Genomic DNA, 21,849 nt, shown 5'->3' on the forward strand with positions numbered 1-21,849 from the left:
ACCCTGGCATTACTAACAATCGAAACTCTGCCACCGATGTGCGTCATTTCCCGAGAGGACGCCGGGCGCGCCGTGATTTTCCGCGAATTGACGCCGGTTTCCGGCCCCCGGGCGGACCTCCCGGGAGCCCGGACCGGTGGCCTCTGGTTTTCATCCGGGGCTTAAGCAAAAATGACCCGACATCGGGCACAAAAACCGCGTGGCCGGCGTTGACATCGGAAGAGCCGCTCCGGAAGCCCAGGGCCACAGCCCGGCAGGACTCCCGGGGACGGCGATCCCACCGAACGACTGCGGAGTGTGAGCAACCGACCATGGCGACAGACTACGATGCGCCTCGCAAGACCGAGGAGGACCTCAGTGAGGACTCCCTAGAGGCGTTGAAGGCCCGGCGCACGGAAAAGCCGTCCGCAGTGGTTGACGAGGACGAATCTGACCTTGCGGAAAGCTACGAGCTCCCCGGCGCGGACCTGTCCGGCGAGGAGCTCATGGTCCAGGTCCTTCCCGCCCAGGCCGACGAATTCACGTGTGCCTCGTGCTTCCTGGTCCGCCACCGTTCCCAGGTAGCCCGCGAAAAGGACGGGCTCAAATACTGCAGGGACTGCGAAGGCTAAAGCCGTTCCGGGGGCTAAGCCCTCGGCGAAGGCTAGGACCTCAGCGCGGCAAGCAACTGATCCGGGTGGCGGGTGGACGTGAGCCAGTAGGGGGTGCGGTCCGAGGGGTCCGTGATTTCGATACGGACCACCGGGCTGATCCAGCCGCGGATGCACAGGAAGGCGAGGCCGTTGAGGCGGGTGCCGCGTTCGGCCGTGGCCTCCGCGCCGTCGAAGGCTGCTGCGGCGCCCAGGAAGCGGCGTTCGATGGTGGCCCGGCCGACGCGCAGGGTGGAGCCTGTGACGGTAATGGTGGGGGTCGAGAGGACCAGCAGCACGGCGAGGATCGTGAACAGCACCACGGCCGCGACAAGGCCGGTAGTCAGGCTGATCGGCGCGAACACGAAAATCCCGGCGCCCGACAGTCCCGCCGCCACCAGCCAGATCCAGAAGTTCGGCCACAGTTTCTCGGTGTACACGACGGCGTCGTCAGGGGTGCTGTTGGGGGCAGGAACGGCTGCGCTGGATTCGGGCATGTGCCCAGCTTTCCACTTTTTCCGGGCTATTTCACCTTGGCATAAAGCGGCAGCCGCGGCGGCCCGGCCCGGCGGCTGCGGCTAGGACGAACTTCGCCGCTGCCGTTAGAGTGAGGGACTGTGACTGATGAAACGACGACTGTGACAGCAGCAGAAGCACAGCCTGAGGCAGAGCTGGAGACAGAGCCGGATGCACCACAAACGGCAGAGTACGGAACGCCCACACTGACGGTCCAGCTGAAGATGCTCGACGACGGCCTGGAACCGCCGTCGTATGCCCACCCGGGCGACGCCGGCGCGGACCTGCGCGCCCGTGAGGACGTCCGGCTGGAACCGGGGGAGCGCAGGCTGGTCCCCACGGGCGTCTCCATCGCCCTCCCGGACGGTTTTGTGGCCCTGATCCACCCGAGGTCCGGACTCGCCACCAAGCACGGCCTCACCGTGGTCAACGCCCCCGGAACGGTCGACGCCGGCTACCGCGGCGAGATTGCGGTGACGCTGCTCAACACTGACAGCCGGCACGCGATCGAACTTAAGCGCGGCGATAGAATTGCACAAATGGTTATTCAACGCGTCGAATACGCCCGGTTCCTGCCGGTCCAGGAGCTCAGCGGCTCGGTGCGCGGCGGCGGAGGCTTTGGCTCCACCGGCGGGTTCGGCGCGCCGGTCTAAGCGCCGGCGCTGAACACCTGCAGTATTTGGGCAGGTAAATGTACGCAGGGAAATGTACGCAGTGAAATTTTGAAGCAGGACCCGTCCGCGGCCGCACCGGCCGCCTGCCGGTGCGCGGAAGCGCACCGGGCGGCCGCCGCCACGTGCGCGCGGCCGGCAGGAGAACACAACTAAGGAGACGACCCCATGGTTTTTGGGCGTGGCAGGAAAGCAAAGCAGGAGCAGCCGACAGATTCCGGGGAGACCCGGGAGGCAGCTGCTGATGCTGCCGCCGACGGCACTGCATCATCCGGCGCTGCCGGAGTGTCCTCCGCTGCGTCCGGCCGTGCCGCCACCGGTCCCTTCGATGTCTCGGAAATCGAGGACCAGGACGGCTACGTGGACCTTGGCGCACTGCTGATTGCCCCCTCGGAAGGCCTGCAGCTCCGCCTTGAGGTCGAAGAGGCCACGCAGCGCGTCGTGGCCGTCACCATGGACCTGAACGGCTCCAGCCTCCAGCTCCAGGCCTTCGCGGCTCCCCGCTCCGAGGGCCTCTGGGACGAAATCCGTGAACAGATCGGCCAGTCGGTCGGCAGCCAGGGCGGCCAGGTCGAGGAGATCCAGGGCGGTTTCGGTACTGAGTTGCTCGCCAAGCTCCCGGCCAGCAGCGCCGATGGAAGCCACGGTTACCGTGTGGCCCGCTTTATCGGCGTCGACGGTCCGCGCTGGTTCCTGCGCGGCGTGCTCGGCGGCGAGGCCGCCGTCGACCGCGAGGCGGCTGCCGGGCTGGAGGGCCTGTTCCGGCAGATCGTGGTGGTCCGCGGCGAAAACCCCATGCCGCCCCGCGACCTGCTGCAGCTTCGCCTGCCGAAGGAGAACGCCGTACCCGCGCCGCAGTCGGCCCCCGACCTTAGCCGGCCGGAACGTGGACCGGAGACTACCCAGATTGGTTGATGCCCCCCGCAAGGACCCGGCTTCCTCCGTCTCCGTGGGGGAGCTGCCGGACCGCGGCCGCGTGCTGTGCCACGGCTTCATCGAGTCCGTGACCTACCCGCCGGCAAACCAGGTGGCGGCGTTCACGGCGGTGGTCATCGACCACAACGCACCGCAGGCCCCGACCCGAAGGGTCACCGCCCAGCCCGCGGCCCAGCCCGCTGCAGCCCGCCCTGCCGCCAATGGCCGGCGCCAGCGGCCCGCCGGGGCCAAGGGCCGGCTGCGTGTGGTGTGGCTGGGCCGCCGCCACATCCCCGGCATCGAGGCCGGCACCGAACTGCGCCTGCAGGGCATGGTCACTGTCCGCGACGGCCTGCCCACCATGTTCAACCCCCGCTATGAGATTCTCTCCCACCAGGAGGAGCAATGACTGTGCCCCGGAAACCCGAACCGGAGAAACCCGAAGCGGCGGACGCCCGGCCCGCCGCCGCGCAGCGGGGAGAAGTCCAGCCGGCGGACGCCCAGCCCACGGTGGCGCAGCTCGCCGAAGGCTACGCGGCCAAGGCCGGGCTGCACCGGTCCCACAACGGCAACATTGACGTGCTCAAGAGCGCCGGCGGGGTCCAGGGCATCGCGGAGAGCATCCTTCCCGGCCTGGTGTTCCTGGTCGCGTTCACCATCACCCGGGAGCTGACCCTGGCGCTGGTGTTCGCACTGGCCATAGCCGCTGCGTTTACCGTGGCCCGGCTGATCCAGCGCAAACCGCTGACGCAGGCACTGGCCGGAATTGCCGGCGTCGGGGTCTCCGCGTGGCTGGCCAACACCACGGGCAAGGCCGAAGATTTCTACGTTCCCGGCTTCTTCACCAATTTCGGCTACATCGTGGCAATGGGCATTTCCATCGCCGTGCGCTGGCCCTTCGCCGGGCTGATCTTCGGCTTTATCCGCAATGAGGGCCTGGACTGGCGGAAAGACCCCGCCAGGGTCAAGGCGTACCAGATCGGCACGTGGGTGATCATCGGCGTGCTGGCCCTGCGGCTGCTGGTCCAAGTGCCGTTGTATTTCATGGGCGAGGACGGCTTCGCGGCCCTCGCCACGACGCGGCTCCTGATGGGGGCGCCGCTGTACATCCTCGGCATCTGGATCGCCTGGCTGCTGACCCGCCCGGCCTCCGCCGCCACCTGACCCCCGCCGACGGCTGACCCCGGCGGGGTCAGCCGTCGAAACCGTCGTCCTCGGGCGCCTGCCCGCCGGCGCCCTGCCGGTCCGCGGTGACGGGCAACGCCTCGTCAGCGTCCTCGCCGTCGCCGGGGGACTCGGGCGACAGCAGGGCCCGCAGCTGGTCCTCGGCCGCGATGGTGGTCACGAAGAACAGCTCGTCCCCGCCGTCCAGCACGTCATCGCGGCTCGGCGTGATGGGCGCCTGGTCGCGGAGGATCGCAACGAGCGTGGAATCCTCCGGCCAGTCGATGCCGCCCACCGTCAGGCCGATCACGTGTGAATCGTGGGGGACCGTGAACTCGACCAGGGATGACACCCCGGTCTGCAGCGTCAGCAGGCGGACGAGGTCGCCGATCTCCACGGCCTCCTCAACCAGCGCGGTCATCAGCTGCGGCGTGTTGACGGCGACGTCCACGCCCCAGGAGTCATCGAACATCCAGTCGTTTTTCGGGTTGTTGACCCGGCCCACCGTCCGGCCGACGCCGAATTCGGTCTTCGCGAGCAGTGACACCACCAGGTTCACCTTGTCGTCGCCGGTCGCGGAGACCACGACGTCGGCGTCCTCCAGTTTTGCGTCCTGCAGGGTGCTGAGTTCGCAGGCGTCCCCGACCAGCCAGTGGGCGCCGCGCAGTCCGCTGCGGCCAATCACCTCGGGCTTGAGATCGATCAGCAGGATTTCGTGTTTGTGGGCCAGCAGCTCGCGCGCGATCGAGGAACCGACGCTTCCCGCCCCGACAATAACGACTTTCACTTAGGACTCCTTGGCGGGGGACTTGGCAAGAATGTGCGCGACTTCGGTGCTGCGGTCCACACCCAGCATGGCGTGGACGGTGTCGCCGTCCTGGTACAGGGTGCCGGCCACGGGCAGCATGCCCTCACCGAACCGGGTCAGGTAGGCCACCCGGATCCCGGCGGCTTTCTCGATCGAGGTCACCGGGTGGCCGATCCACTCGGGATTCAGGTCCACCTCGGCGAGCACCAGACGACCGGACGGGTCCCGGAAGTCGCCGGCCAGGTGCTGCTCGGGCAGGATCCGGCGGAGCACCTGATCCGCGCTCCAGCGGACGGCGGCCACCGTGGGGATGCCCAGGCGCTGGTAGATCTCCGCGCGGCCCGGGTCGTAGATCCGGGCGACGACGTGCGGGACATGGAACGTTTCGCGGGCCACCCGGGTGGCAAGGATGTTGGAGTTGTCGCCGCTGGAGACGGCGGCGAAGGCGTAGGCCTCCGCGACGCCGGCCTGCTTCAGGGTTTCCCGGTCAAAGCCGACGCCGGTGACCTTGCGTCCGGTAAACCCCGCCCGGAGCCGCCGGAAGGCGCGGTCGTCCTGGTCGATGATGGCCACGGAGTGGCCCGCGTCCTCGAGGGTGTGCGCCAGGGTCGCCCCCACGCGGCCGCAACCCATAATCACGAAGTGCGCCAACCGTTCCTCCTGTTGTTCCCGACCTGCTGCTGGGTAAAACTCTACCGGCCACCGCGGCACCCCCCCCGCTTGCGGCAGGGACAGGCGTGGCAGGGACAGGCGTGGCAGGGACAGGCGCGGCGGGGGGGAGTGCCGCCGTCATGACATCACGTCCGAATCGGACTAGCTTTGTGTGGTGCCGACAATTTTCAATGCCGTGAAGCGGGTGCTGGTAGGCAGGCCGTTCCGGAACGACAACCTGGCTCACACCCTGCTTCCCAAGCGGATCGCCCTGCCCGTTTTCGCCTCCGACGCGCTGTCTTCCGTGGCGTACGCGCCGGACGAAATCCTCCTGACGCTGGCGCTGGCCGGCATCAGTGCCGTGGCGTTTTCGCCCTGGGTGGGCCTGGCAGTCATGGTGGTGCTGCTGACCGTCGTCGCCTCCTACCGCCAGAACGTCCACGCCTACCCCTCCGGCGGCGGCGACTACCAGATCGCCAACGAGAACCTGGGCAAATATGCCGGGCTCACCGTAGCCTCCGCGCTGCTGGTCGACTACGTGCTGACCGTCGCCGTGTCGATGTCCTCCGCCGCCACCTACCTGACCACCGCAGTGCCTTCGCTGCACGGCCAGCAGGCCGCCATCGCGACGATCGGCGTTGTGATCCTGGCCCTGGTCAACCTGCGCGGCGTCAAGGAAGCTGGCACGCTGTTCGCCTTGCCGACCTACATCTTCATGGCCTCCATCCTCGGCATGACCGCCATAGGCGTCTTCCAGGCCGCCACCGGCCAGCTGGGCGAGGCACCGTCGGCGGCCTTCACGATCGTTCCCGCGCCGGGCTTCGACGAAGGACTGGTCGGACTCGCCGGCGCGTTCCTGCTGCTGCGGGCCTTCTCCTCGGGCGCCGCCGCGCTGACCGGGATTGAGGCCATCAGCAACGGCGTGCCGAACTTCAAGAAGCCCAAGAGCAAGAACGCCGCGACCACCCTGCTGCTGCTCGGCATCATTGCGTCCACCATGCTGGCCGGCATCATCTTCCTGGCCAATGCCACCAAGGTGCACATCGTGCTGGACCCGGCCACCGAGTTCCTGCTGGACGGCGAGCCGTTGCCGGAGGGCTATATCCAGAGTCCGGCGATCAGCCAGATTGCGCAGACGATCTTCGGCGCCGGGTCCGTCCTGTTCTTCATCGTGGTGGCCGCCACCGGCGTGATCCTCGTCTTCGCGTCCAACACCGCGTTCAACGGCTTCCCGGTGCTGGGCTCGATCCTGGCCCAGGACGGTTACCTGCCCCGCCAGCTGCGCACCCGCGGGGACCGGCTGGCCTTCAGCAACGGCGTGCTGGCGCTGGCCGCCGGCGCGCTGGTGCTGATCATCGCGTTCAATGCGGATGTCACCAAGCTCATCCAGCTCTACATTGTGGGCGTCTTCATTTCCTTCACGATCAGCCAGCTCGGCATGGTCCGGCACTGGGGCCGGGAGCTGAAACTGGCCAAGGACCCCGGCGTGAAGCGGCGGATGCTCAAGTCACGCATCATCAACGGCATCGGCTTCGGCATGACCGCCACCGTCCTGCTGATCGTGCTGATCACCAAGTTCGAACAGGGCGCGTGGATCGCATTGCTGGCCATGTTCGTGCTGTTCCTGATCATGTGGAGCATCCGGGCGCACTACGACAACGTGGCCAAGGAACTCGCTGTGGATGAGGACTCCTCGCCGCGGGCCCTTCCCACCCGCGTGCACGCCGTGCTGCTTGTCTCGCATGTCCGCAAGCCGGTGCTCCGGGCGCTGGCCTACGCCCGCGCGTCGCGTCCCTCCCGGCTGGACGCCATCACCGTGGACATCAGCAGCGAGGAGACCGAACAGACGGTCGCGGACTGGGAGAAGCTGGAAATACCGGTACCGTTGACCGTGCTGGCCAGCCCGTTCCGCGAAACGGTGACGCCCATCATGGAGTACATCAAGAACATGCGGCGCGATTCGCCCCGCGACCTGATTGTGGTCTACATCCCCGAATACGTCGTGGGCAAATGGTGGGAGCAGCTGGTGCACAACCAGACCGCGCTGCGCATCAAGACCCGGCTGCACTTCGAGCCCGGCGTGATGGTGGCCAGTGTGCCGTGGCAGCTGAAATCATCCGAAGAAGCCAAGAGACTGCAGGACATCCAATGAGCTCCGACACCCAGACGCAAGCCCCCGCTGAACTGACCGTCGACGTCGGCCCGGTGGCCCACGGCGGGCACTGTGTGGCCCGGCACGAGGGCCGTGTGGTGTTCGTCCGCCACGGCATCCCCGGCGAGAAGGTCCGGGTCCGGCTCACGGAATCCGGCCCGGACGCCAAGTTCTGGCGCGGCGACGTCGTGGAGGTCCTGGAGGCGTCCCCCGACCGGGTGCCGCACTTCTGGGACCTCGCCGATTCCGCACGCTCCTGGTCTCACCGCCACCCGCCGGTGGGCGGTGCGGAACTCGGCCACATCTCCCTGCCGCGCCAGCGCACACTCAAAGCCGAGGTGCTCGCCGAACAGCTGCGCCGCCTCGCCGGCGTCGACGTCCCCGTAACGGTGGAAGCCGTGGGGGAGCCCGGCGACGCGGCGGCCGGCCTCGCCTGGCGGACCCGCGCCGGGTTCGCGATGACCCCGGCCGGGAAGCTGGGGATGCACGCGCACCGCTCCGACACGGTCCTCCCGGTCCGGGAAATGCCGTTGGCCGTCGATGCGATCAACGCCTTCCGGCTCTGGGACATCGACCTGCAGGGCATCGAGCGGGTTGAGGTGGCCGCCCCGGCCAACGGTTCCCGCCCGCTGGTGCTGCTGTACCCCGCCGCCGGAACCCGGGCGAAGCGGCTCAGCGCGGTCCTCGCGCAACTGCCCGACGACGTCTCGGTGGCCAGCGTCGACCCCGTCAAGGGCGAAATCCTGCGCCTTCGGGGCCGCACCTACGTGCAGGAGACGGCCGCCGGCCACGACTACCGCGTCACCGGCGACGGGTTCTGGCAGATCCACCGGGACGCGCCGGACACCCTGGTGGGGGCCGTCACCGGATTCCTGCACGACGGCGGATTCCTCGACGCCGGCTCCGTGGTGGCGGACCTCTACGCCGGGGCGGGCCTGTTCACCGCGCCGCTCGCAGCTGCCGTGGGCGTCACCGGGTCCGTCCTGTCCGTGGAAGGATCGCCGGGCACCAGCAGGGACGCCCGCAAGAACCTCCATGACGCGCCGCAGGTGGAGATCGTCCAGGGCCGGGTGGAACGGGTGCTGCGGGAGAAGGCACGCAGGTTCGATGCGATCCTGCTGGACCCGCCCCGGGCCGGTGCAGGCAAGGCGGTGGTGAACCAGCTGGCCGGCGCCGGCCCCCGCGCCGTCGCCTATGTGTCCTGCGATCCGGCGTCCTTCGCCCGGGACCTGGGCTACTTCCAGCAGGCCGGCTGGGATCTGTTGGGCCTGCGCGCCTTTGACCTGTATCCGCACACCCACCACATGGAGACTGTGGCGCTGCTGACTCCCCGGGCCTGAGGCCATTAGGATGGGCGGAGTAGTCCGACGTCGCGCTCCGTAATCACGGCTGACCTCCTGCACCCTGTACTGATCCTTGTGCGAACAAGGCGAGGCACTAGTTAGGATGACCTAACTAGCAAGGGGTCTGCGGCGCGACAAAGATGAAACTGTTGCGAGAGGAGTCCTGCGATGAGCATTGTGGACAGCTTCGGTTCAAAAGGCAAACTTAATGTAGCCGGTACCGAATACGAAATTTTCCGGTTGAACTCCGTTGAAGGTGCAGAAAACCTTCCGTTCAGCCTCAAGGTATTGCTTGAAAACCTGTTGAGGACCGAGGACGGCGCCAACATCACGGCCGATCACGTCCGAGCACTGGCCGGCTGGGACCCCAGCGCCGAGCCCGACACTGAAATCCAGTTCACGCCGGCGCGCGTGATCATGCAGGACTTCACTGGCGTGCCCTGCGTTGTGGACCTTGCCACCATGCGTGAAGCAGTCAAGGAACTCGGCGGGGACCCCAAGCGGGTCAACCCCCTGGCACCTGCCGAAATGGTGATCGACCACTCGGTGCAGATCGACGCCTTCGGCAACTCCGGCGCACTGGAGCGCAACATGGAGATCGAATACCAGCGCAACGGCGAGCGGTACCAGTTCCTGCGGTGGGGCCAGACGGCGTTCGATGACTTCAAGGTTGTCCCGCCGGGCACCGGCATCGTGCACCAGGTCAACATCGAGTACCTGGCACGCACCGTGATGACCCGCGAGGTGGACGGCGCCCTCCGGGCGTACCCGGACACCTGCGTCGGCACCGACTCGCACACCACCATGGTCAACGGCCTGGGCGTGCTGGGCTGGGGCGTCGGCGGCATCGAAGCCGAGGCGGCCATGCTGGGCCAGCCCGTCTCCATGCTCATCCCGCGCGTCGTGGGCTTCAAGCTCACCGGCTCCATCCCGGCCGGCGCCACCGCCACCGACGTTGTGCTCACCATCACCGAGCAGCTTCGCCAGCACGGTGTGGTCGGCAAGTTCGTCGAGTTCTACGGCGAAGGCGTCGCGGCTGTGCCGCTGGCCAACCGCGCCACCATCGGCAACATGAGCCCGGAATTCGGCTCCACCGCCGCGATGTTCCCGATCGACGACGTCACCCTCGACTACCTGCGCCTCACCGGCCGGTCCGAAGAGAACGTCGCCCTCGTGGAGTCCTACGCGAAGGAACAGGGCCTCTGGCACGATCCGTCCCGCGAGATCAAGTTCTCCGAGTACCTCGAGCTGGACCTGTCCACGGTTGTTCCGTCGATCTCCGGCCCGAAGCGCCCGCAGGACCGCATCATCCTCACCGAGTCCAAGGACCAGTTCCGCCAGGACCTGCGCAACTACGTCAAGGAAGACCTCGCCAACGGCAGCGTCGACGAGGCAATCGACGAGAGCTTCCCGGCGTCGGACGCCCCGTCCTTCGCGGCCTCGGGAACGCACCTGACCGACGATGCGCCGCACGCGCACGGCCCGGCGTCCAACGGACGTCCGTCCAACAAGGTCAGCGTCACCACCGCCGACGGCCGCGAGTTTGAGCTGGACCACGGCGCGGTGTCGATCGCCTCGATCACCTCCTGCACCAACACGTCCAACCCGTCCGTTATGCTGGCCGCCGCACTGCTGGCCCGCAACGCCGTCGACAAGGGCCTCACCTCGAAGCCGTGGGTCAAGACCTCCGTGGCTCCGGGCTCCAAGGTGGTCACCGACTACTACAACAAGTCGGGCCTCACCCCGTACCTGGAGAAGCTCGGCTTCTACATCGTCGGCTACGGCTGCGCCACCTGCATCGGCAACTCCGGACCGCTCGACGCCGAAATCTCGGAGGCCATCCAGGCCAACGACCTTTCCGTCACCGCCGTGCTGTCCGGCAACCGCAACTTCGAGGGCCGGATCAACCCGGACGTCAAGATGAACTACCTGGCCTCCCCGCCGCTGGTCATCGCCTACGCCCTGGCCGGAACCATGGACTTCGACTTCGACGCCGACCCGCTGGGCCAGGACGAAGCCGGCAACGACGTCTTCCTGAAGGACATCTGGCCGAACCCGGTCGAGGTCCAGCAGGTTATCGATTCCTCGATCGACAAGGACATGTTCGCCCGCGGCTACGAGGGCGTCTTCGAAGGCGACGACCGCTGGAAGGCACTCGACACCCCCGCCGGCGACACCTTCGCCTGGGACGAGAAGTCCACGTACGTCCGGAAGCCCCCGTACTTCGAGGGCATGAAGGCGCAGCCGGAGCCCGTCAAGGACATCACCGGCGCACGCGTGCTGCTGAAGCTCGGCGATTCCGTCACCACGGACCACATCTCGCCCGCCGGCTCCTTCAAGTCGGACACCCCGGCCGGGCAGTACCTGCTGGCCAACGGTGTGGAGCGCAAGGACTTCAACTCCTACGGCTCGCGCCGTGGCAACCACGAGGTCATGATCCGCGGCACGTTCGCGAACATCCGCATCAAGAACCAGCTCCTGGACGGCGTTGAGGGCGGCTTCACCCGCGACTTCACCCAGGCTGACGGCCCGCAGGCTTACGTCTACGACGCCGCGCAGAACTACCAGGCAGCCGGCACCCCGCTGGTGGTCCTGGCCGGCAAGGAGTACGGCTCCGGCTCGTCCCGTGACTGGGCTGCCAAGGGCACCGCGCTCCTGGGCGTCAAGGCAGTTGTGGCCGAGAGCTACGAGCGCATCCACCGCTCCAACCTGATCGGCATGGGCGTCCTGCCCCTGCAGTACCCGGCCGGCCAGAACGCGGCCAGCCTCGGGCTCACCGGCACGGAGACCTTCGCGGTTGAGGGCGTCACCGCCCTGAACGAAGGCACCACACCGAAGACGCTCAAGGTCACCGCCACCGCCGAAGACGGCAAGGTTGTCTCCTTCGACGCGGTCCTGCGCATCGATACCCCGGGCGAGGCGGACTACTACCGCAACGGCGGCATCCTGCAGTACGTGCTGCGCCAGATCTCCGCGTAGGGACCCGTGGTGAACCTGGCAACGCTTTTCCGCCGGGTTTACCGCGGGGGCGCGGAGATCGTCTCCGCGAACTAGCGGAAGTTGTCTCCGCGCGCCAGCGGAGAACCAGCAGTACAACGCGAAAGCCCCGGCCGGTCCCAGACCGTCCGGGGCTTTCCCGTGCCCGGCGCAGTCCGTCCGCGTCCCGGCAGCAGGGCCACTCCGGAGGCGTTAGAGTTAAAAGGCATGTCTACCACCCGAAGGAGGGGCCGTTGGGAATCTTGGAGACCATCCGGAATCCGCAGGACCTGAGCAAGTTGTCCGAGGCGCAGCTGGATCAGCTGGCAGCCGAGGTCAGGGAATTCCTGATCGGCAACGTGTCCCAGACGGGCGGGCACCTGGGCCCGAACCTCGGCGTCGTCGAGCTCACCATCGCGGTGCACCGGATCTTTGATTCCCCCCGCGACAGCATCGTCTTCGACACCGGCCACCAGTCGTATGTCCACAAGCTCCTCACCGGCCGGCAGGACTTCAGCACCCTGCGCCAGCAGGGCGGCCTGTCCGGCTACCCGGACCGCGCCGAGTCCGAGCATGACATCGTGGAGAGCTCGCACGCCTCCTCCTCGCTGTCCTGGGCGGACGGGATCTCCCGCGCCCGGCAGCTGACCGGCGACGGCGACCGGTACGTGATCGCCGTCGTGGGTGACGGCGCCCTCACCGGCGGTATGGCCTGGGAGGCCATCAACAACATTGCCGCGGACAAGAAGCGCCGCGTCGTGATCGTCGTCAACGACAACGGCCGCTCCTACGCCCCCACCGTGGGCGGGTTCGCCGACTACCTCGCCTCGCTGCGCCCTACGATCGATTCCTTCCGCGCCGCTCCCGGCTACGAGGGCACCCTGGACTGGTGGCGGCGGAAACTGCAGAACGGCGGGCCCGCCGGCCAGTTCACGTACCGCAGCCTGCACGCCATGAAGAAGGGCGTCAAGGACTGGTGGGCGCCGCAGGGCATGTTCGAGGACCTCGGCATGAAATACATCGGGCCGGTGGACGGCCACGACCTCCAGGCCATGGAGCACGCCCTGTCCACGGCCAAGAACTACGCCGGTCCGGTGATTGTGCATGCCATGACCGAGAAGGGCCACGGTTACGCGCCGGCCCGCGCCCATGAGGCGGACCAGTTCCACGCCGTCGGGATCATCGATCCGGAGACCGGTGAACCCACCGAGGCCGGCGGCGCCAAGTCCTGGACGTCGGTGTTCGCCGACGAGATCGCCGACATCGCGGACGAGCGCCAGGACATCGTCGGCATCACCGGCGCCATGCTGATCCCCGTGGGGCTGCACAAGTTCGCCGCACGGCACCCGGAGCGGGTGTTCGACGTCGGCATCGCCGAACAGCATGCCCTTACCTCCGCCGCCGGCATGGCCTTCGGCGGGCTGCACCCCGTCGTCGCGGTCTATGCAACCTTCCTCAACCGCGCCTTCGACCAGCTGCTGATGGACGTCGCCCTGCACAAGGCCGGGGTCACCATCGTCCTGGACCGTGCCGGTGTCACCGGGCCCGACGGCGCCAGCCATCACGGCATGTGGGACATGGCCATGGTGCAGATCGTGCCCGGCCTGCACCTGGCCGCGCCGCGCGACGCCAGCCGGCTGCGCGAGGAACTCCGCGAAGCGGTCGCCATCGAGGACGCCCCCAGCGTGATCCGTTACTCCAAGGGCACCGTAGGGGCCGAAGTGGAGGCCATCGAACGGCTCAGTGACGGGGTGGACGTGCTGGCCCGCCGCCCGGCCGGCGCCAGCGACAACGACGTGCTGATCGTCAGCGTCGGCGCGATGTCCGAACTCGCCCTCGACGTCTCGAACCGGCTTGGCGCCCAAGGCATCAGCTCCACGGTGGTGGACCCGCGCTGGGTCCTTCCGGTGCCCCAGTCCGTGGTCGCCCTCGCCTCGCACCACCGCCTTGTCATCTGCATCGAGGACGGGGTCCGCGCCGGCGGCGTCGGCTCCCGGATCCGGCAGGAAATGCGCGCCGCCGGGGTGGATACCGCCCTCAACGAGGTGGGCCTCCCCGTGGAGTTCCTGGTCCACGGCTCCCGCAGCCAGGTACTCGAACGGGTCGGTTTGACGGCCCAGCAGATCACCCACGACGTCGTGGCGCAGGTCCTGGGGACCAAGGTGCCTTTCGCCCGGCCCCTCCCGGGCCAGGAACACCCCACCACCGGCAGCCTGCCGATTCTGTGAGGACCCCCGACGGCCTGACCCCGGGCGACATGGTGGTCGCCCGGAACCGGAAATGGAACGGCAAGGCCCACTGGGTGGTGCCCGGGACGTATCTGGGCGAGGACGCCCACGGCTGGTGGATCTTCCAAGGCACCAACGAGTTCTGCTCCCGCCCGGGCGCGGCGTTCTACGCCGAATCCGACGCCGTGCTGCTGGTCCCGCGCACGGGCGAGTACGTGGCCACCTTCTACGACGACGCCCACCCCGCCGGCGTACAGGTCTACGTGGACCTGGCGACGGACCACGGCTGGGCCACCATCCGGCCCGGCGTCACCGAGTTCCACCTGATCGACATGGACCTGGACGTCATCCGGACCGCGGACCGCGGCGTCTACGTCGACGATGAGGACGAGTTTGCCGAGCACCGGATCGAGATGGACTACCCCGCAGACGTGGTGGACCGGATCACCGCTGCGTCGGATCAGCTGTACCAGGCCGTCAAGGCACAACAGCCACCATTCGACGGCTCAGACCGCGAATGGTTCAGGAGAGGACGGGCATGAGCGGAATTATCAGGGTCTACAAACGGGACGACGACGGCACCCTGCGGTTCAGGGAAGCCTGGATTGACGAGGACTTCAACGAATTCGTCATGAACCACGGCGTCGTGGGGCACCAGAGCACCACGGAGGAGACGGACGCCGTCGACGCCGAGGCCGCGGAGCGGCTCATGGACGCCTTCGCCGGGCAGTGCGCCGAGGACGGGTACGCCGAAATTCCGGACGAGGAACAGTTCTGGGTGGTGGCGCAGTACGCCCTCAAAACCAAGGACGGGACCAGCCGCGACCGGTACCTCGAGGAAAAAGCCAAGGACGCCCTGATCAGCCACCTGGCATGGCGGGGCCTCGGAATCGTGGACCGCTCCGAATTCTCCGACGCCAAGCTCAACATCTTCATCCTCACCCCGGACGTGAACAAAACGGTGAACGCCGTCAAGGTCTGCATCCGTGGCGAGGACCTGGACTTCACCAAGCTGAGCATCGGGGCCGCAGCCTTCGGCGAGGACACCTTCAAGCTCAAGCACTCCCCGAAGCAAGCGAACAGCTTCACGCTTTAGGTACCACCTGCAAGGAGCCGGGCACGGCTCACATCAGTTTGGGGGCAACCGACTGGAAGGCAACGCCATGACGCGCAAATCCCCTCACCCAGGCAGCACACCGCTCCCGGCCGGCCTGGCGGCCCCGGCACGCAGGTCCCTCGCCCACGCGGGGGTGGAAACCCTCGAACACCTCGTGCAGCTCGGCCGGCGCCGGCTTGCCGGGATGCACGGGATCTGCCCGCGGACTCTGGCCCAGCTCGAGGATGCCCTCGACGAACGCGGCCTGGAACTGCCCGCGGGCTGACCCGCGCGGGCAGACCTGCGGGCAGACCGGCGGCCCCGGCCCGCAGCCGGAAGCGGCTGCCGGGCGTTATAGGCTGAACCCCATGACTGAATACCGCCGCATAGGAAATTCCGGACTGACCGTCTCCGTCGTCGGGCTGGGCTGCAACAACCTTGGCCGGTCCAATACGGCCACCGAGTCGCAGGAGGGGACCGACGCCGTCGTCCATGCCGCCCTGGACTCCGGAATCACCTTCTTCGACGTCGCCGACACGTACGGCAAGGAGCCGGGCCTCAGCGAGACCATGCTGGGCAAAGCCCTTCAGGGCCGCCGCGACGACGCCGTGATCGGCACCAAGTTCGGAATGGACATGCGCGGGGCCAACGGCAACGACTTCGGCGCCCGCGGCTCCCGCCGGTACATCATCAAGGCCGCCGAGGCCTCGCTGCGTCGCCTGGGAACGGACTGGATCGACCTCTACCAGTTCCACACCCCCGACCCGCTCACGCCGATCGAGGAGACCTTGGACGCCCTCGACGAACTGGTTACCAGCGGCAAGGTCCGCTACATCGGCCACTCCAACCGCGCCGGGTGGCAGATCGCCGAAGCCGAGTTCGTGGCCCGCGCCCGCGGGGGAGCGCGCTTCATCTCCAGCCAGAACCACTACAACCTGCTGGACCGCCGCGCCGAACAGGAGGTCACGCCGGCCGCCGAAGCCTACGGGCTCGGTGTCCTGCCGTACTTCCCGCTGGCCAACGGCCTGCTCACCGGCAAGTACGCCAAGGACACCGCCCCCGCGGGGTCGCGCCTCAGCCACACCCGCACCAACCTGGTCCACGACGCCGACTGGGACCAGCTGGGCGCGTTCAGCACGTTCGCCGTCGACCGTGGCCTCAACGAGATCCAGGTGGCGTTCTCCTGGCTCGCGGCCCAGCCCTCCGTCAGCAGCGTCATCGCCGGCGCCACCCGGCCGGAACAGGTCCGCCAGAACGCCGCCGCCGTCGCCTGGATCCCCACCGCCGCGGAACGTGCCGAGCTGGACGACCTCTTCCCGCGCACGCCGAAGGTCGCACTGTTCTGAGCGCCGACACACCCGGAGCTCCGGCAGCCGGACACCGGATCCTGATGGACGTCGACACCGGGATCGACGACGCCCTGGCCCTCGTCTACCTGCTGTCCCGGCCGGAGGTCCACCTGCAGGCCATCACCTGCACGGCCGGTAATGTCGGTGCCCGCCAGGTGGCGCTCAACAACCTGGCGCTGCTGGAACTGTGCGGCAGGGCCGGCATTGAGGTGGCCATCGGCGCCGAGGTGCCGCTGGAAATCCCGCTGGTCACCACCGAGGAGACCCACGGTCCGCAGGGGATCGGCTACGCGGAGCTGCCGGCGCCCGCGCAGCAGGTCTCGCCGCGCCACGCCGTCGACGTCTGGGTGGAGGAAGTCCGGGCGCAACCGGGGGAGATCACCGGGCTGATCACCGGGCCGCTGACCAACTTTGCCCTGGCCCTGCGCCGCGAACCGGAACTGCCGCGGCTGCTCAAGGGCCTCGTGATCATGGGCGGGAGTTTCTTCTACCAGGGCAACACCACGCCCACCGCGGAGTGGAACGTCTCGGTGGACCCGCACGCGGCCAAGGAAGTCTTCGCCGCGTACCGCGGCCTGCCGGAGGACAAACTGCCGCTGGTGTGCGCGCTGGAGACGACCGAGCGGATCGAGATGCGCCCCGAACACTTCCGCCGCCTCGGCGACGCCGCGGGGGTCGGGCCCGAACTGGTCCTGCCGGAGCAGCCCGAGGGCCTCCCCAGCACCTCTGCCAGCCCGCTCGTGGCCTGCCTGTCGGATGCGATCAGGTTCTACATGGAATTCCACCGGCTCTACGACCAGGGCTACGTCGCCCATATGCATGACGCCTTCGCGGCCTGCGCCGCCGCCGGACGCACGCCGTTCACGGCCCGCCCGGCCACGGTCGACGTCGAAACCGGGTCCCCGCTGCTGACCGGCACCACGGTGGCGGACTTCCGTGGCCTTTGGGGACTGCCGCCCAACGCCCGGATCGTCGCGTCCAACGACCCGGAGCAGTGCTTCGCGGAGCTGATTTCCTCGGTGGGGGCATTGGCCCGGGAGCGTATGTCCGCCGGGACTCCTGCCACTGGTTAGGATGGTAGCTGCGCCGAGGTGACATAGGCGGATGTTGCAGCCCCCACCAAAGGACCATCCCCATGTCACAGCAGTCCCTGACCCTCCCTGCCACCGGCCCGGGCGACGGCTCCGCCGGCAGCGCCGCCGGCAGAACTACAGCCCAGCGGAACCGCTGCCTGCTGGAACTCGCCGGTGCCGCCGCGATCGCGGCCACCTACCTCTTCCTGGTCCTCACCCAGCCAGCGGACATCGCCAACGGTCCCGCCAGCGCGGCGGCGCTGGTGGCCCTCGGCGGGTTCCTCCTCGGCGCCGTCCTGCTGGTCGCCGCGGCGCTTCCGGTCCTCCCCACCTCCACGCTGGTGCTGATGCCGGTGGCCCTGGTCCTGAACGTGGTCCTGGGCCAGCTGATGGGCACCACGGGGCTGCCGTTCTACCTCGACGCCATCGGCACCGTCCTGATCGCCGTCCTTGCCGGGCCCGCCGCGGGCGCCGCCACAGGCGCCCTTAGCACCATCGTCTGGTCCTTTTTCAACCCGACCGTGCTGCCCTTCGCGGCCGGGGCCGCGCTGATCGGCTTCCTCGCCGGCCTTGCCGCCCGGAGCGGCCTGTTCCGCCGGTTCTACCTCGCTCCCGTGGCCGGCTTCATCACCGGCATCCTCGCAGGCGTCGTGTCCGCCCCGATCGCGGCGTTCGTCTTCGGCGGCACCGCGGGCCTCGGCACCGGCGCGGTGGTCAGCGCCTTCCGCGCCATGGGCGACACCCTCCTCGCTGCCATCACCAAGCAGGCACTGATCTCGGACCCCATGGACAAGGCCATCGTCTTTGCCATCGCCGCCCTGCTGGTCTACGCCCTGCCGCGCCGCACCACCTTCCAGTTCGCGTTCGTCCGGCGCTTCCGGGTGCTGGCCGGCAAGTCCCCGGCAGCAACGGAGCCGGACACCTGATCCGTACACCGAACAGAAAGCCTGTCCGCATGCCCGCACCCCTCCACCCGCTGACGTCGCTCACGGCCGCCTGCTGCACCGCCGTGATCACGACGGCGGCGGGCAGCTGGCCGCTGTCCGTGGCGGTCTCCGCCGCGGCCGTGGCGCTGGCCGCGCGGGCCGGCGCCGGCCGCCGCGTCCTCACCGCGGCGGCCGCGGTCCTGCTGCCGCTGGGTTTGTCGCTGCTGTTAGTGCACGGCCTGTTCTTCCCGGAGGGCCGCACCGTCCTGGCAGCCTGGGGCCCGGCCCGGGTGACGGCGGAGGGCCTGGCCTTCGCCCTGGAGGCGGGCACCCGTACAGGCGCGTGCGTGCTGGTGCTGCTCCTCTTCTCCTTCACCGTCAACGCCCCGGACCTCACTGCCGCGCTGGCCGCCCGCCGGCTGCCTCCGCAGTTCAGCTTCGTCCTCGCGTCCGCGCTGACACTGCTGCCGGCCGTGGCCGGCAGGCTCGGCGCCATCCGGGCGGCACAGGAGTCCCGCGGCCTGGTGCTCGGCGGCGGAGCGCCGGCCCGGCTGGCCGCGGTGCGGGTGCAGATGGTGCCGCTGGTCCTCGGCCTGCTCGAAGAGTCCGGGCACCGGACCCAGGCCCTGGAAGCCCGTGGCTTTGGCCGCCCGGGCCCCCGGACCAGCTACCGCCAGGTGGCGGATCCGCCCGCGCAGCGCCGGCTCCGGGCCGTGCTGCTGGTGCTCGCCGCCGCGGCCGTGGCCCTCCGGCTCGGAGCCTCGTGGCCGGCCCCGGGGCTGTTGTGACAGGCACAGGCCCCGCCGCCGTCGGGACCCGCGATGTGCTGGCCGCCCGGATCGGCAGCTTCACCTTCCATGGCGACGCGGCCCCCGCGCTGCGGAATGTGGAGCTCGGCGTCCGTGCCGGCACACTGACCGCCGTCCTGGGCGGGTCCGGCAGCGGCAAGACCACCCTCGGCAAGCTGCTGGCCGGCTGGCACCGGCCCGGACACTCCGGAGCGCTGACCGGGCGGCTCGAGCTGGCCGGGGAGCGGCTGGAGTTCCGCGGCGGCGGGGATGACCCACGGATCAATCCCGCCGGCTGGTCGGACCGGGTGGGCTACGTGCCGCAGGATGCGGCCGCCATGCTCAGCACGGTGCGCTCCACCGTGGCGGAGGAACTCGCCTTCGGCCTCGAAAACCGCGGCACACCGCGGCCCGACATGCAGCGGATGGTCCAGCGTGCCGCGGAGCTGACCGGCCTTGCGGCGTTCCTGGACCGCGACCCCGCGACCCTGTCGGGCGGGGAGCTGCGCCGGCTGGCCATCGCCTGCGCCGTCATCACCGAACCGCAGGTGCTGGTGCTGGACGAACCGCTGGCTTCCCTCGACGCCGCCGGGGTGATCGTGGTCCGGGACCTCATGGCCCGGCTCATGGCGGCGGGGACCGCCGTGGTGGTGCTCAGCCAGTCAGCCGACGGGCTGGCCCGTTCCGCAGCGCGCTGGCTGGTCCTCGACGGCGGCACCGCCACCGCCGGCGGCCGGCCCCGGGAACTCCTACGGTCACCGGAGCTCGCCCGGAGCGGAGCCGTGCTCCACACGGTCACCCACACCGTGCCGGCCGTCCGGGCAGGCCTGCCCGCCGGTGCCGCGCCGGTGCTGGAGCTGGACGGGCTGGGCTTCGGCTATACCGGGGCAGGCGGCGCCGCGGGGGAGCCGCTGCTGCTGCGGGATCTGCACCTGCGGGTGCGGCCGGGGGAGATTGTGGCGATCACCGGTCCCAACGGGGCCGGCAAGTCCACACTGCTGCGCCACGTCAACGGGCTGCTGCAGCCGCTGGCCGGAGAGGTCCGCGTCCAGGGACGGAGCATTGCCGGCCTTCCCGCGGGCCGGGTGGCCGCAGCGGTGGGGCTGCTCTTCCAGCATCCCCGGGACCAGCTCTTCGAACGGACGGTGCTGCGGGAGGTGGGCTTCGGCCTGCGGAAGTTGTGGGGCAGGGAAGCGGGCTCCGCCGCTGACGCCGCCCTCGACGCCGTCGGGCTGGCCGGGGAAGCGGGCACGCACCCGGCGGAGCTGCCGGCGTCGAAACAGCGGCTGCTGGCCCTCGCCACGGTTCTGGCCCGCCGCCCGGCCGTCCTCGCGCTCGACGAACCCACGGTGGGGCTGGACCGGCACGCCCTGGAAGTCCTGCACCGGGCCATCGACGCCGAGGCCGGGCGGGGCGCGGCCGTGGTGCTGGTCACCCACGACCCCGTCTTCGCCCGGGCCACGGCACATCGCATCCTGGTGCTGGAGGGCGGGGCGCTGCGGGAGCCCTGATTCTGGCGTGCCGGGGGCTTGCGGCCCTACCGGCCCGCCTCCCCGGAGGCCCAGCATGGGGCCATGAACACCCCAGCAGACGCCACCGGACCTGCCGCCATGCCGGCCGTCCTGAAGATTGCAGCCGGCATCTGGCTGATTCTCGGGGGGATCGGGACAGTGTGGACGCTTCTGGGTCTGCTGCTGGTGCTGGCCTTCGGCGGTATGGTCGCCCCGGCCACGTACCTCCCGGCGCTGGCGCTTTACCTGGCCAGCGGAGCCGTTTTCGTCATGGGTATTGTCCTGGTGGTGCTCCTGCGGCGCGGGGCGCGGTGGGCGCGCATTGTCCTGACGGCACTTGCGGTGATTCTTCCGGCGCTCTTGTTCGTCCGCGGCGGGCCGTTCGTGGGTGAGGTTCCCTGGCAGCAGGTCCTGCTGTCGCCTGTGGGAGGAGTGGGTGTTGCCGCTGTGGCCGCGACGGTGCTGATGTGGCTGCCGCCGTCCAACAGATTTTTTGCCCGGCGGGCGGTGAACCTGGCCGAAAAACCGGCGGACTCCGGGTCCGGCCGCATGCCACAGTCCGTGGCGGCAGCGGCCTGGATCCTGGTGGTGGCCGGAGTCGTCGCCACCCTGCAGGCCGCGCTGGGGCTGGCGCTCCTTGCCGGATTTTGGGATCCGGCCGCGAACGTCACTCCGGCGCTGGTGCTGTGGCTTACCCTGGCGGCCGTGGCGGCTGCCGACATCGCCTGCGCCCGGGAAGTCCGGCGGGGAAAGCCGTTCGTCCGGCCCCTGGTGACGATCATCCCGCCGGCGGGCCTGGGCCTCATCGCGCTTGCCGCGGTCGCCGGCACTTTGTCATTGGACCCGGGCAATCCGCCGGCCCCGGGCGGGCTGGGTGCGGCCGTTCTTCTCGCGATTCTGTCGCAGGGGCTTCCGCTCATCGCCGGCCTGGTGGCCGCTGTCCTCGTCTGGCTTCCCGCGTCAGGACCGCACTTCCGCAGGGCCGGCGACGCCGTTCCGGCCGCGCCGGCAGGACCTGGCCAGGCAGCGCTGCCGCCCGCACCCGGGTAGGGC

At 69.2% G+C, this 21,849-nt stretch carries 21 protein-coding genes; 18 read left to right on the top strand and 3 right to left on the bottom strand.

What is annotated here, in order from left to right; translation table 11 throughout:
* Positions 1–311: 311 nt before the first annotated feature.
* On the top strand, positions 312–611 hold the full coding sequence (locus ACTWQD_RS14135; RefSeq protein WP_443196748.1) for a DUF4193 domain-containing protein: 300 nt from the start codon (positions 312–314) through the stop codon (positions 609–611).
* Positions 612–643: 32 nt separating this feature from the next.
* Here the strand turns inward: ACTWQD_RS14135 and ACTWQD_RS14140 are convergent, their stop codons facing one another.
* A complete protein-coding gene (locus tag ACTWQD_RS14140; protein WP_443196749.1) occupies positions 644–1,126 on the bottom strand; it encodes a DUF3093 domain-containing protein in 483 nt (160 codons plus the stop codon).
* Positions 1,127–1,300: 174 nt separating this feature from the next.
* On the opposite strand from ACTWQD_RS14140, the gene dut reads away from it, so the two are divergent.
* The 4 genes from dut (at position 1,301) to ACTWQD_RS14160 (ending at position 3,895) form a co-directional block, all read left to right on the top strand.
* Entirely contained in the window at positions 1,301–1,798 is a 498-nt protein-coding gene (gene dut, locus ACTWQD_RS14145) for a dUTP diphosphatase (RefSeq protein ID WP_443196781.1), read from the top strand.
* Between the two features lie 186 nt (positions 1,799–1,984).
* Positions 1,985–2,731, top strand: a complete 747-nt coding sequence (locus tag ACTWQD_RS14150; RefSeq protein WP_443196750.1) for a DUF3710 domain-containing protein — start codon at positions 1,985–1,987, stop codon at positions 2,729–2,731.
* Complete coding sequence (locus tag ACTWQD_RS14155; protein ID WP_443196751.1) at positions 2,724–3,140, top strand: hypothetical protein; 417 nt, start codon at positions 2,724–2,726, stop codon at positions 3,138–3,140. The genes ACTWQD_RS14150 and ACTWQD_RS14155 overlap by 8 nt, the downstream gene beginning before the upstream one ends.
* Entirely contained in the window at positions 3,137–3,895 is a 759-nt protein-coding gene (locus tag ACTWQD_RS14160; RefSeq protein WP_443196752.1) for a DUF3159 domain-containing protein, read from the top strand. The genes ACTWQD_RS14155 and ACTWQD_RS14160 overlap by 4 nt, the downstream gene beginning before the upstream one ends.
* A gap of 28 nt (positions 3,896–3,923) precedes the next feature.
* On the opposite strand, the gene ACTWQD_RS14165 is transcribed toward ACTWQD_RS14160, so the two are convergent.
* Positions 3,924–4,682: a potassium channel family protein gene (locus ACTWQD_RS14165; protein ID WP_443196753.1), complete on the bottom strand. Its 759-nt coding sequence runs from the start codon at positions 4,680–4,682 to the stop codon at positions 3,924–3,926.
* Entirely contained in the window at positions 4,683–5,354 is a 672-nt protein-coding gene (locus ACTWQD_RS14170) for a potassium channel family protein (RefSeq protein ID WP_066435791.1), read from the bottom strand.
* A 175-nt stretch (positions 5,355–5,529) separates the two neighbouring features.
* On the opposite strand from ACTWQD_RS14170, the gene ACTWQD_RS14175 reads away from it, so the two are divergent.
* The 13 genes from ACTWQD_RS14175 (at position 5,530) to ACTWQD_RS14235 (ending at position 21,846) form a co-directional block, all read left to right on the top strand.
* Positions 5,530–7,506 carry an APC family permease gene (locus ACTWQD_RS14175; RefSeq protein WP_443196754.1) on the top strand — a complete coding sequence of 659 codons (1,977 nt, stop codon included), beginning with the start codon at positions 5,530–5,532 and terminating at the stop codon, positions 7,504–7,506.
* A complete protein-coding gene (locus ACTWQD_RS14180) occupies positions 7,503–8,846 on the top strand; it encodes a class I SAM-dependent RNA methyltransferase (protein ID WP_443196755.1) in 1,344 nt (447 codons plus the stop codon). Before ACTWQD_RS14175 ends, ACTWQD_RS14180 begins: the two co-directional genes overlap by 4 nt.
* Before the next feature lie 171 nt (positions 8,847–9,017).
* Complete coding sequence (locus ACTWQD_RS14185) at positions 9,018–11,828, top strand: aconitate hydratase (RefSeq protein WP_443196756.1); 2,811 nt, start codon at positions 9,018–9,020, stop codon at positions 11,826–11,828.
* Between the two features lie 251 nt (positions 11,829–12,079).
* A complete protein-coding gene (gene dxs / locus ACTWQD_RS14190; protein ID WP_443196757.1) occupies positions 12,080–14,053 on the top strand; it encodes a 1-deoxy-D-xylulose-5-phosphate synthase in 1,974 nt (657 codons plus the stop codon).
* Positions 14,054–14,082: 29 nt separating this feature from the next.
* On the top strand, positions 14,083–14,595 hold the full coding sequence (locus ACTWQD_RS14195) for a DUF402 domain-containing protein (RefSeq protein WP_443196782.1): 513 nt from the start codon (positions 14,083–14,085) through the stop codon (positions 14,593–14,595).
* Positions 14,592–15,149 carry a hypothetical protein gene (locus ACTWQD_RS14200; protein ID WP_443196758.1) on the top strand — a complete coding sequence of 186 codons (558 nt, stop codon included), beginning with the start codon at positions 14,592–14,594 and terminating at the stop codon, positions 15,147–15,149. The genes ACTWQD_RS14195 and ACTWQD_RS14200 overlap by 4 nt, the downstream gene beginning before the upstream one ends.
* 67 nt (positions 15,150–15,216) lie before the next feature.
* A complete protein-coding gene (locus ACTWQD_RS14205) occupies positions 15,217–15,435 on the top strand; it encodes a hypothetical protein (protein WP_443196759.1) in 219 nt (72 codons plus the stop codon).
* Positions 15,436–15,517: 82 nt separating this feature from the next.
* Positions 15,518–16,495 carry an aldo/keto reductase gene (locus tag ACTWQD_RS14210; protein WP_443196760.1) on the top strand — a complete coding sequence of 326 codons (978 nt, stop codon included), beginning with the start codon at positions 15,518–15,520 and terminating at the stop codon, positions 16,493–16,495.
* 44 nt (positions 16,496–16,539) lie between these two features.
* Positions 16,540–17,571 (top strand): nucleoside hydrolase, encoded by a 1,032-nt coding sequence (locus ACTWQD_RS14215; protein WP_443196761.1) that lies wholly within the window; start codon positions 16,540–16,542, stop codon positions 17,569–17,571.
* Between the two features lie 62 nt (positions 17,572–17,633).
* A complete protein-coding gene (locus ACTWQD_RS14220) occupies positions 17,634–18,497 on the top strand; it encodes an ECF transporter S component (protein WP_443196762.1) in 864 nt (287 codons plus the stop codon).
* Positions 18,498–18,526: 29 nt separating this feature from the next.
* The gene (locus ACTWQD_RS14225; RefSeq protein WP_443196763.1) at positions 18,527–19,285 is read left to right on the top strand and encodes an energy-coupling factor transporter transmembrane component T; all 759 of its coding nucleotides are present in this window, start codon (positions 18,527–18,529) and stop codon (positions 19,283–19,285) included.
* A complete protein-coding gene (locus ACTWQD_RS14230) occupies positions 19,282–20,796 on the top strand; it encodes an ABC transporter ATP-binding protein (protein ID WP_443196764.1) in 1,515 nt (504 codons plus the stop codon). Before ACTWQD_RS14225 ends, ACTWQD_RS14230 begins: the two co-directional genes overlap by 4 nt.
* A 63-nt stretch (positions 20,797–20,859) precedes the next feature.
* Complete coding sequence (locus ACTWQD_RS14235) at positions 20,860–21,846, top strand: hypothetical protein (RefSeq protein ID WP_443196765.1); 987 nt, start codon at positions 20,860–20,862, stop codon at positions 21,844–21,846.
* Positions 21,847–21,849 lie beyond the last annotated feature (3 nt).

The organism is Pseudarthrobacter sp. 1C304, assembly GCF_052245515.1.
Lineage (GTDB): Bacteria > Actinomycetota > Actinomycetes > Actinomycetales > Micrococcaceae > Arthrobacter.

Coding starts and splice junctions, on each gene's coding strand:
- ACTWQD_RS14135 (WP_443196748.1), top strand. CDS start 312: ATGGCGACAGACTACGATGCGCCTCGCAAGACCGAGGAGGACCTCAGT.
- ACTWQD_RS14140 (WP_443196749.1), bottom strand. CDS start 1,126: ATGCCCGAATCCAGCGCAGCCGTTCCTGCCCCCAACAGCACCCCTGAC.
- ACTWQD_RS14150 (WP_443196750.1), top strand. CDS start 1,985: ATGGTTTTTGGGCGTGGCAGGAAAGCAAAGCAGGAGCAGCCGACAGAT.
- ACTWQD_RS14160 (WP_443196752.1), top strand. CDS start 3,137: ATGACTGTGCCCCGGAAACCCGAACCGGAGAAACCCGAAGCGGCGGAC.
- ACTWQD_RS14180 (WP_443196755.1), top strand. CDS start 7,503: ATGAGCTCCGACACCCAGACGCAAGCCCCCGCTGAACTGACCGTCGAC.
- ACTWQD_RS14185 (WP_443196756.1), top strand. CDS start 9,018: ATGAGCATTGTGGACAGCTTCGGTTCAAAAGGCAAACTTAATGTAGCC.
- ACTWQD_RS14195 (WP_443196782.1), top strand. CDS start 14,083: ATGGTGGTCGCCCGGAACCGGAAATGGAACGGCAAGGCCCACTGGGTG.
- ACTWQD_RS14200 (WP_443196758.1), top strand. CDS start 14,592: ATGAGCGGAATTATCAGGGTCTACAAACGGGACGACGACGGCACCCTG.
- ACTWQD_RS14205 (WP_443196759.1), top strand. CDS start 15,217: ATGACGCGCAAATCCCCTCACCCAGGCAGCACACCGCTCCCGGCCGGC.
- ACTWQD_RS14210 (WP_443196760.1), top strand. CDS start 15,518: ATGACTGAATACCGCCGCATAGGAAATTCCGGACTGACCGTCTCCGTC.
- ACTWQD_RS14215 (WP_443196761.1), top strand. CDS start 16,540: ATGGACGTCGACACCGGGATCGACGACGCCCTGGCCCTCGTCTACCTG.
- ACTWQD_RS14220 (WP_443196762.1), top strand. CDS start 17,634: ATGTCACAGCAGTCCCTGACCCTCCCTGCCACCGGCCCGGGCGACGGC.
- ACTWQD_RS14225 (WP_443196763.1), top strand. CDS start 18,527: ATGCCCGCACCCCTCCACCCGCTGACGTCGCTCACGGCCGCCTGCTGC.
- ACTWQD_RS14235 (WP_443196765.1), top strand. CDS start 20,860: ATGAACACCCCAGCAGACGCCACCGGACCTGCCGCCATGCCGGCCGTC.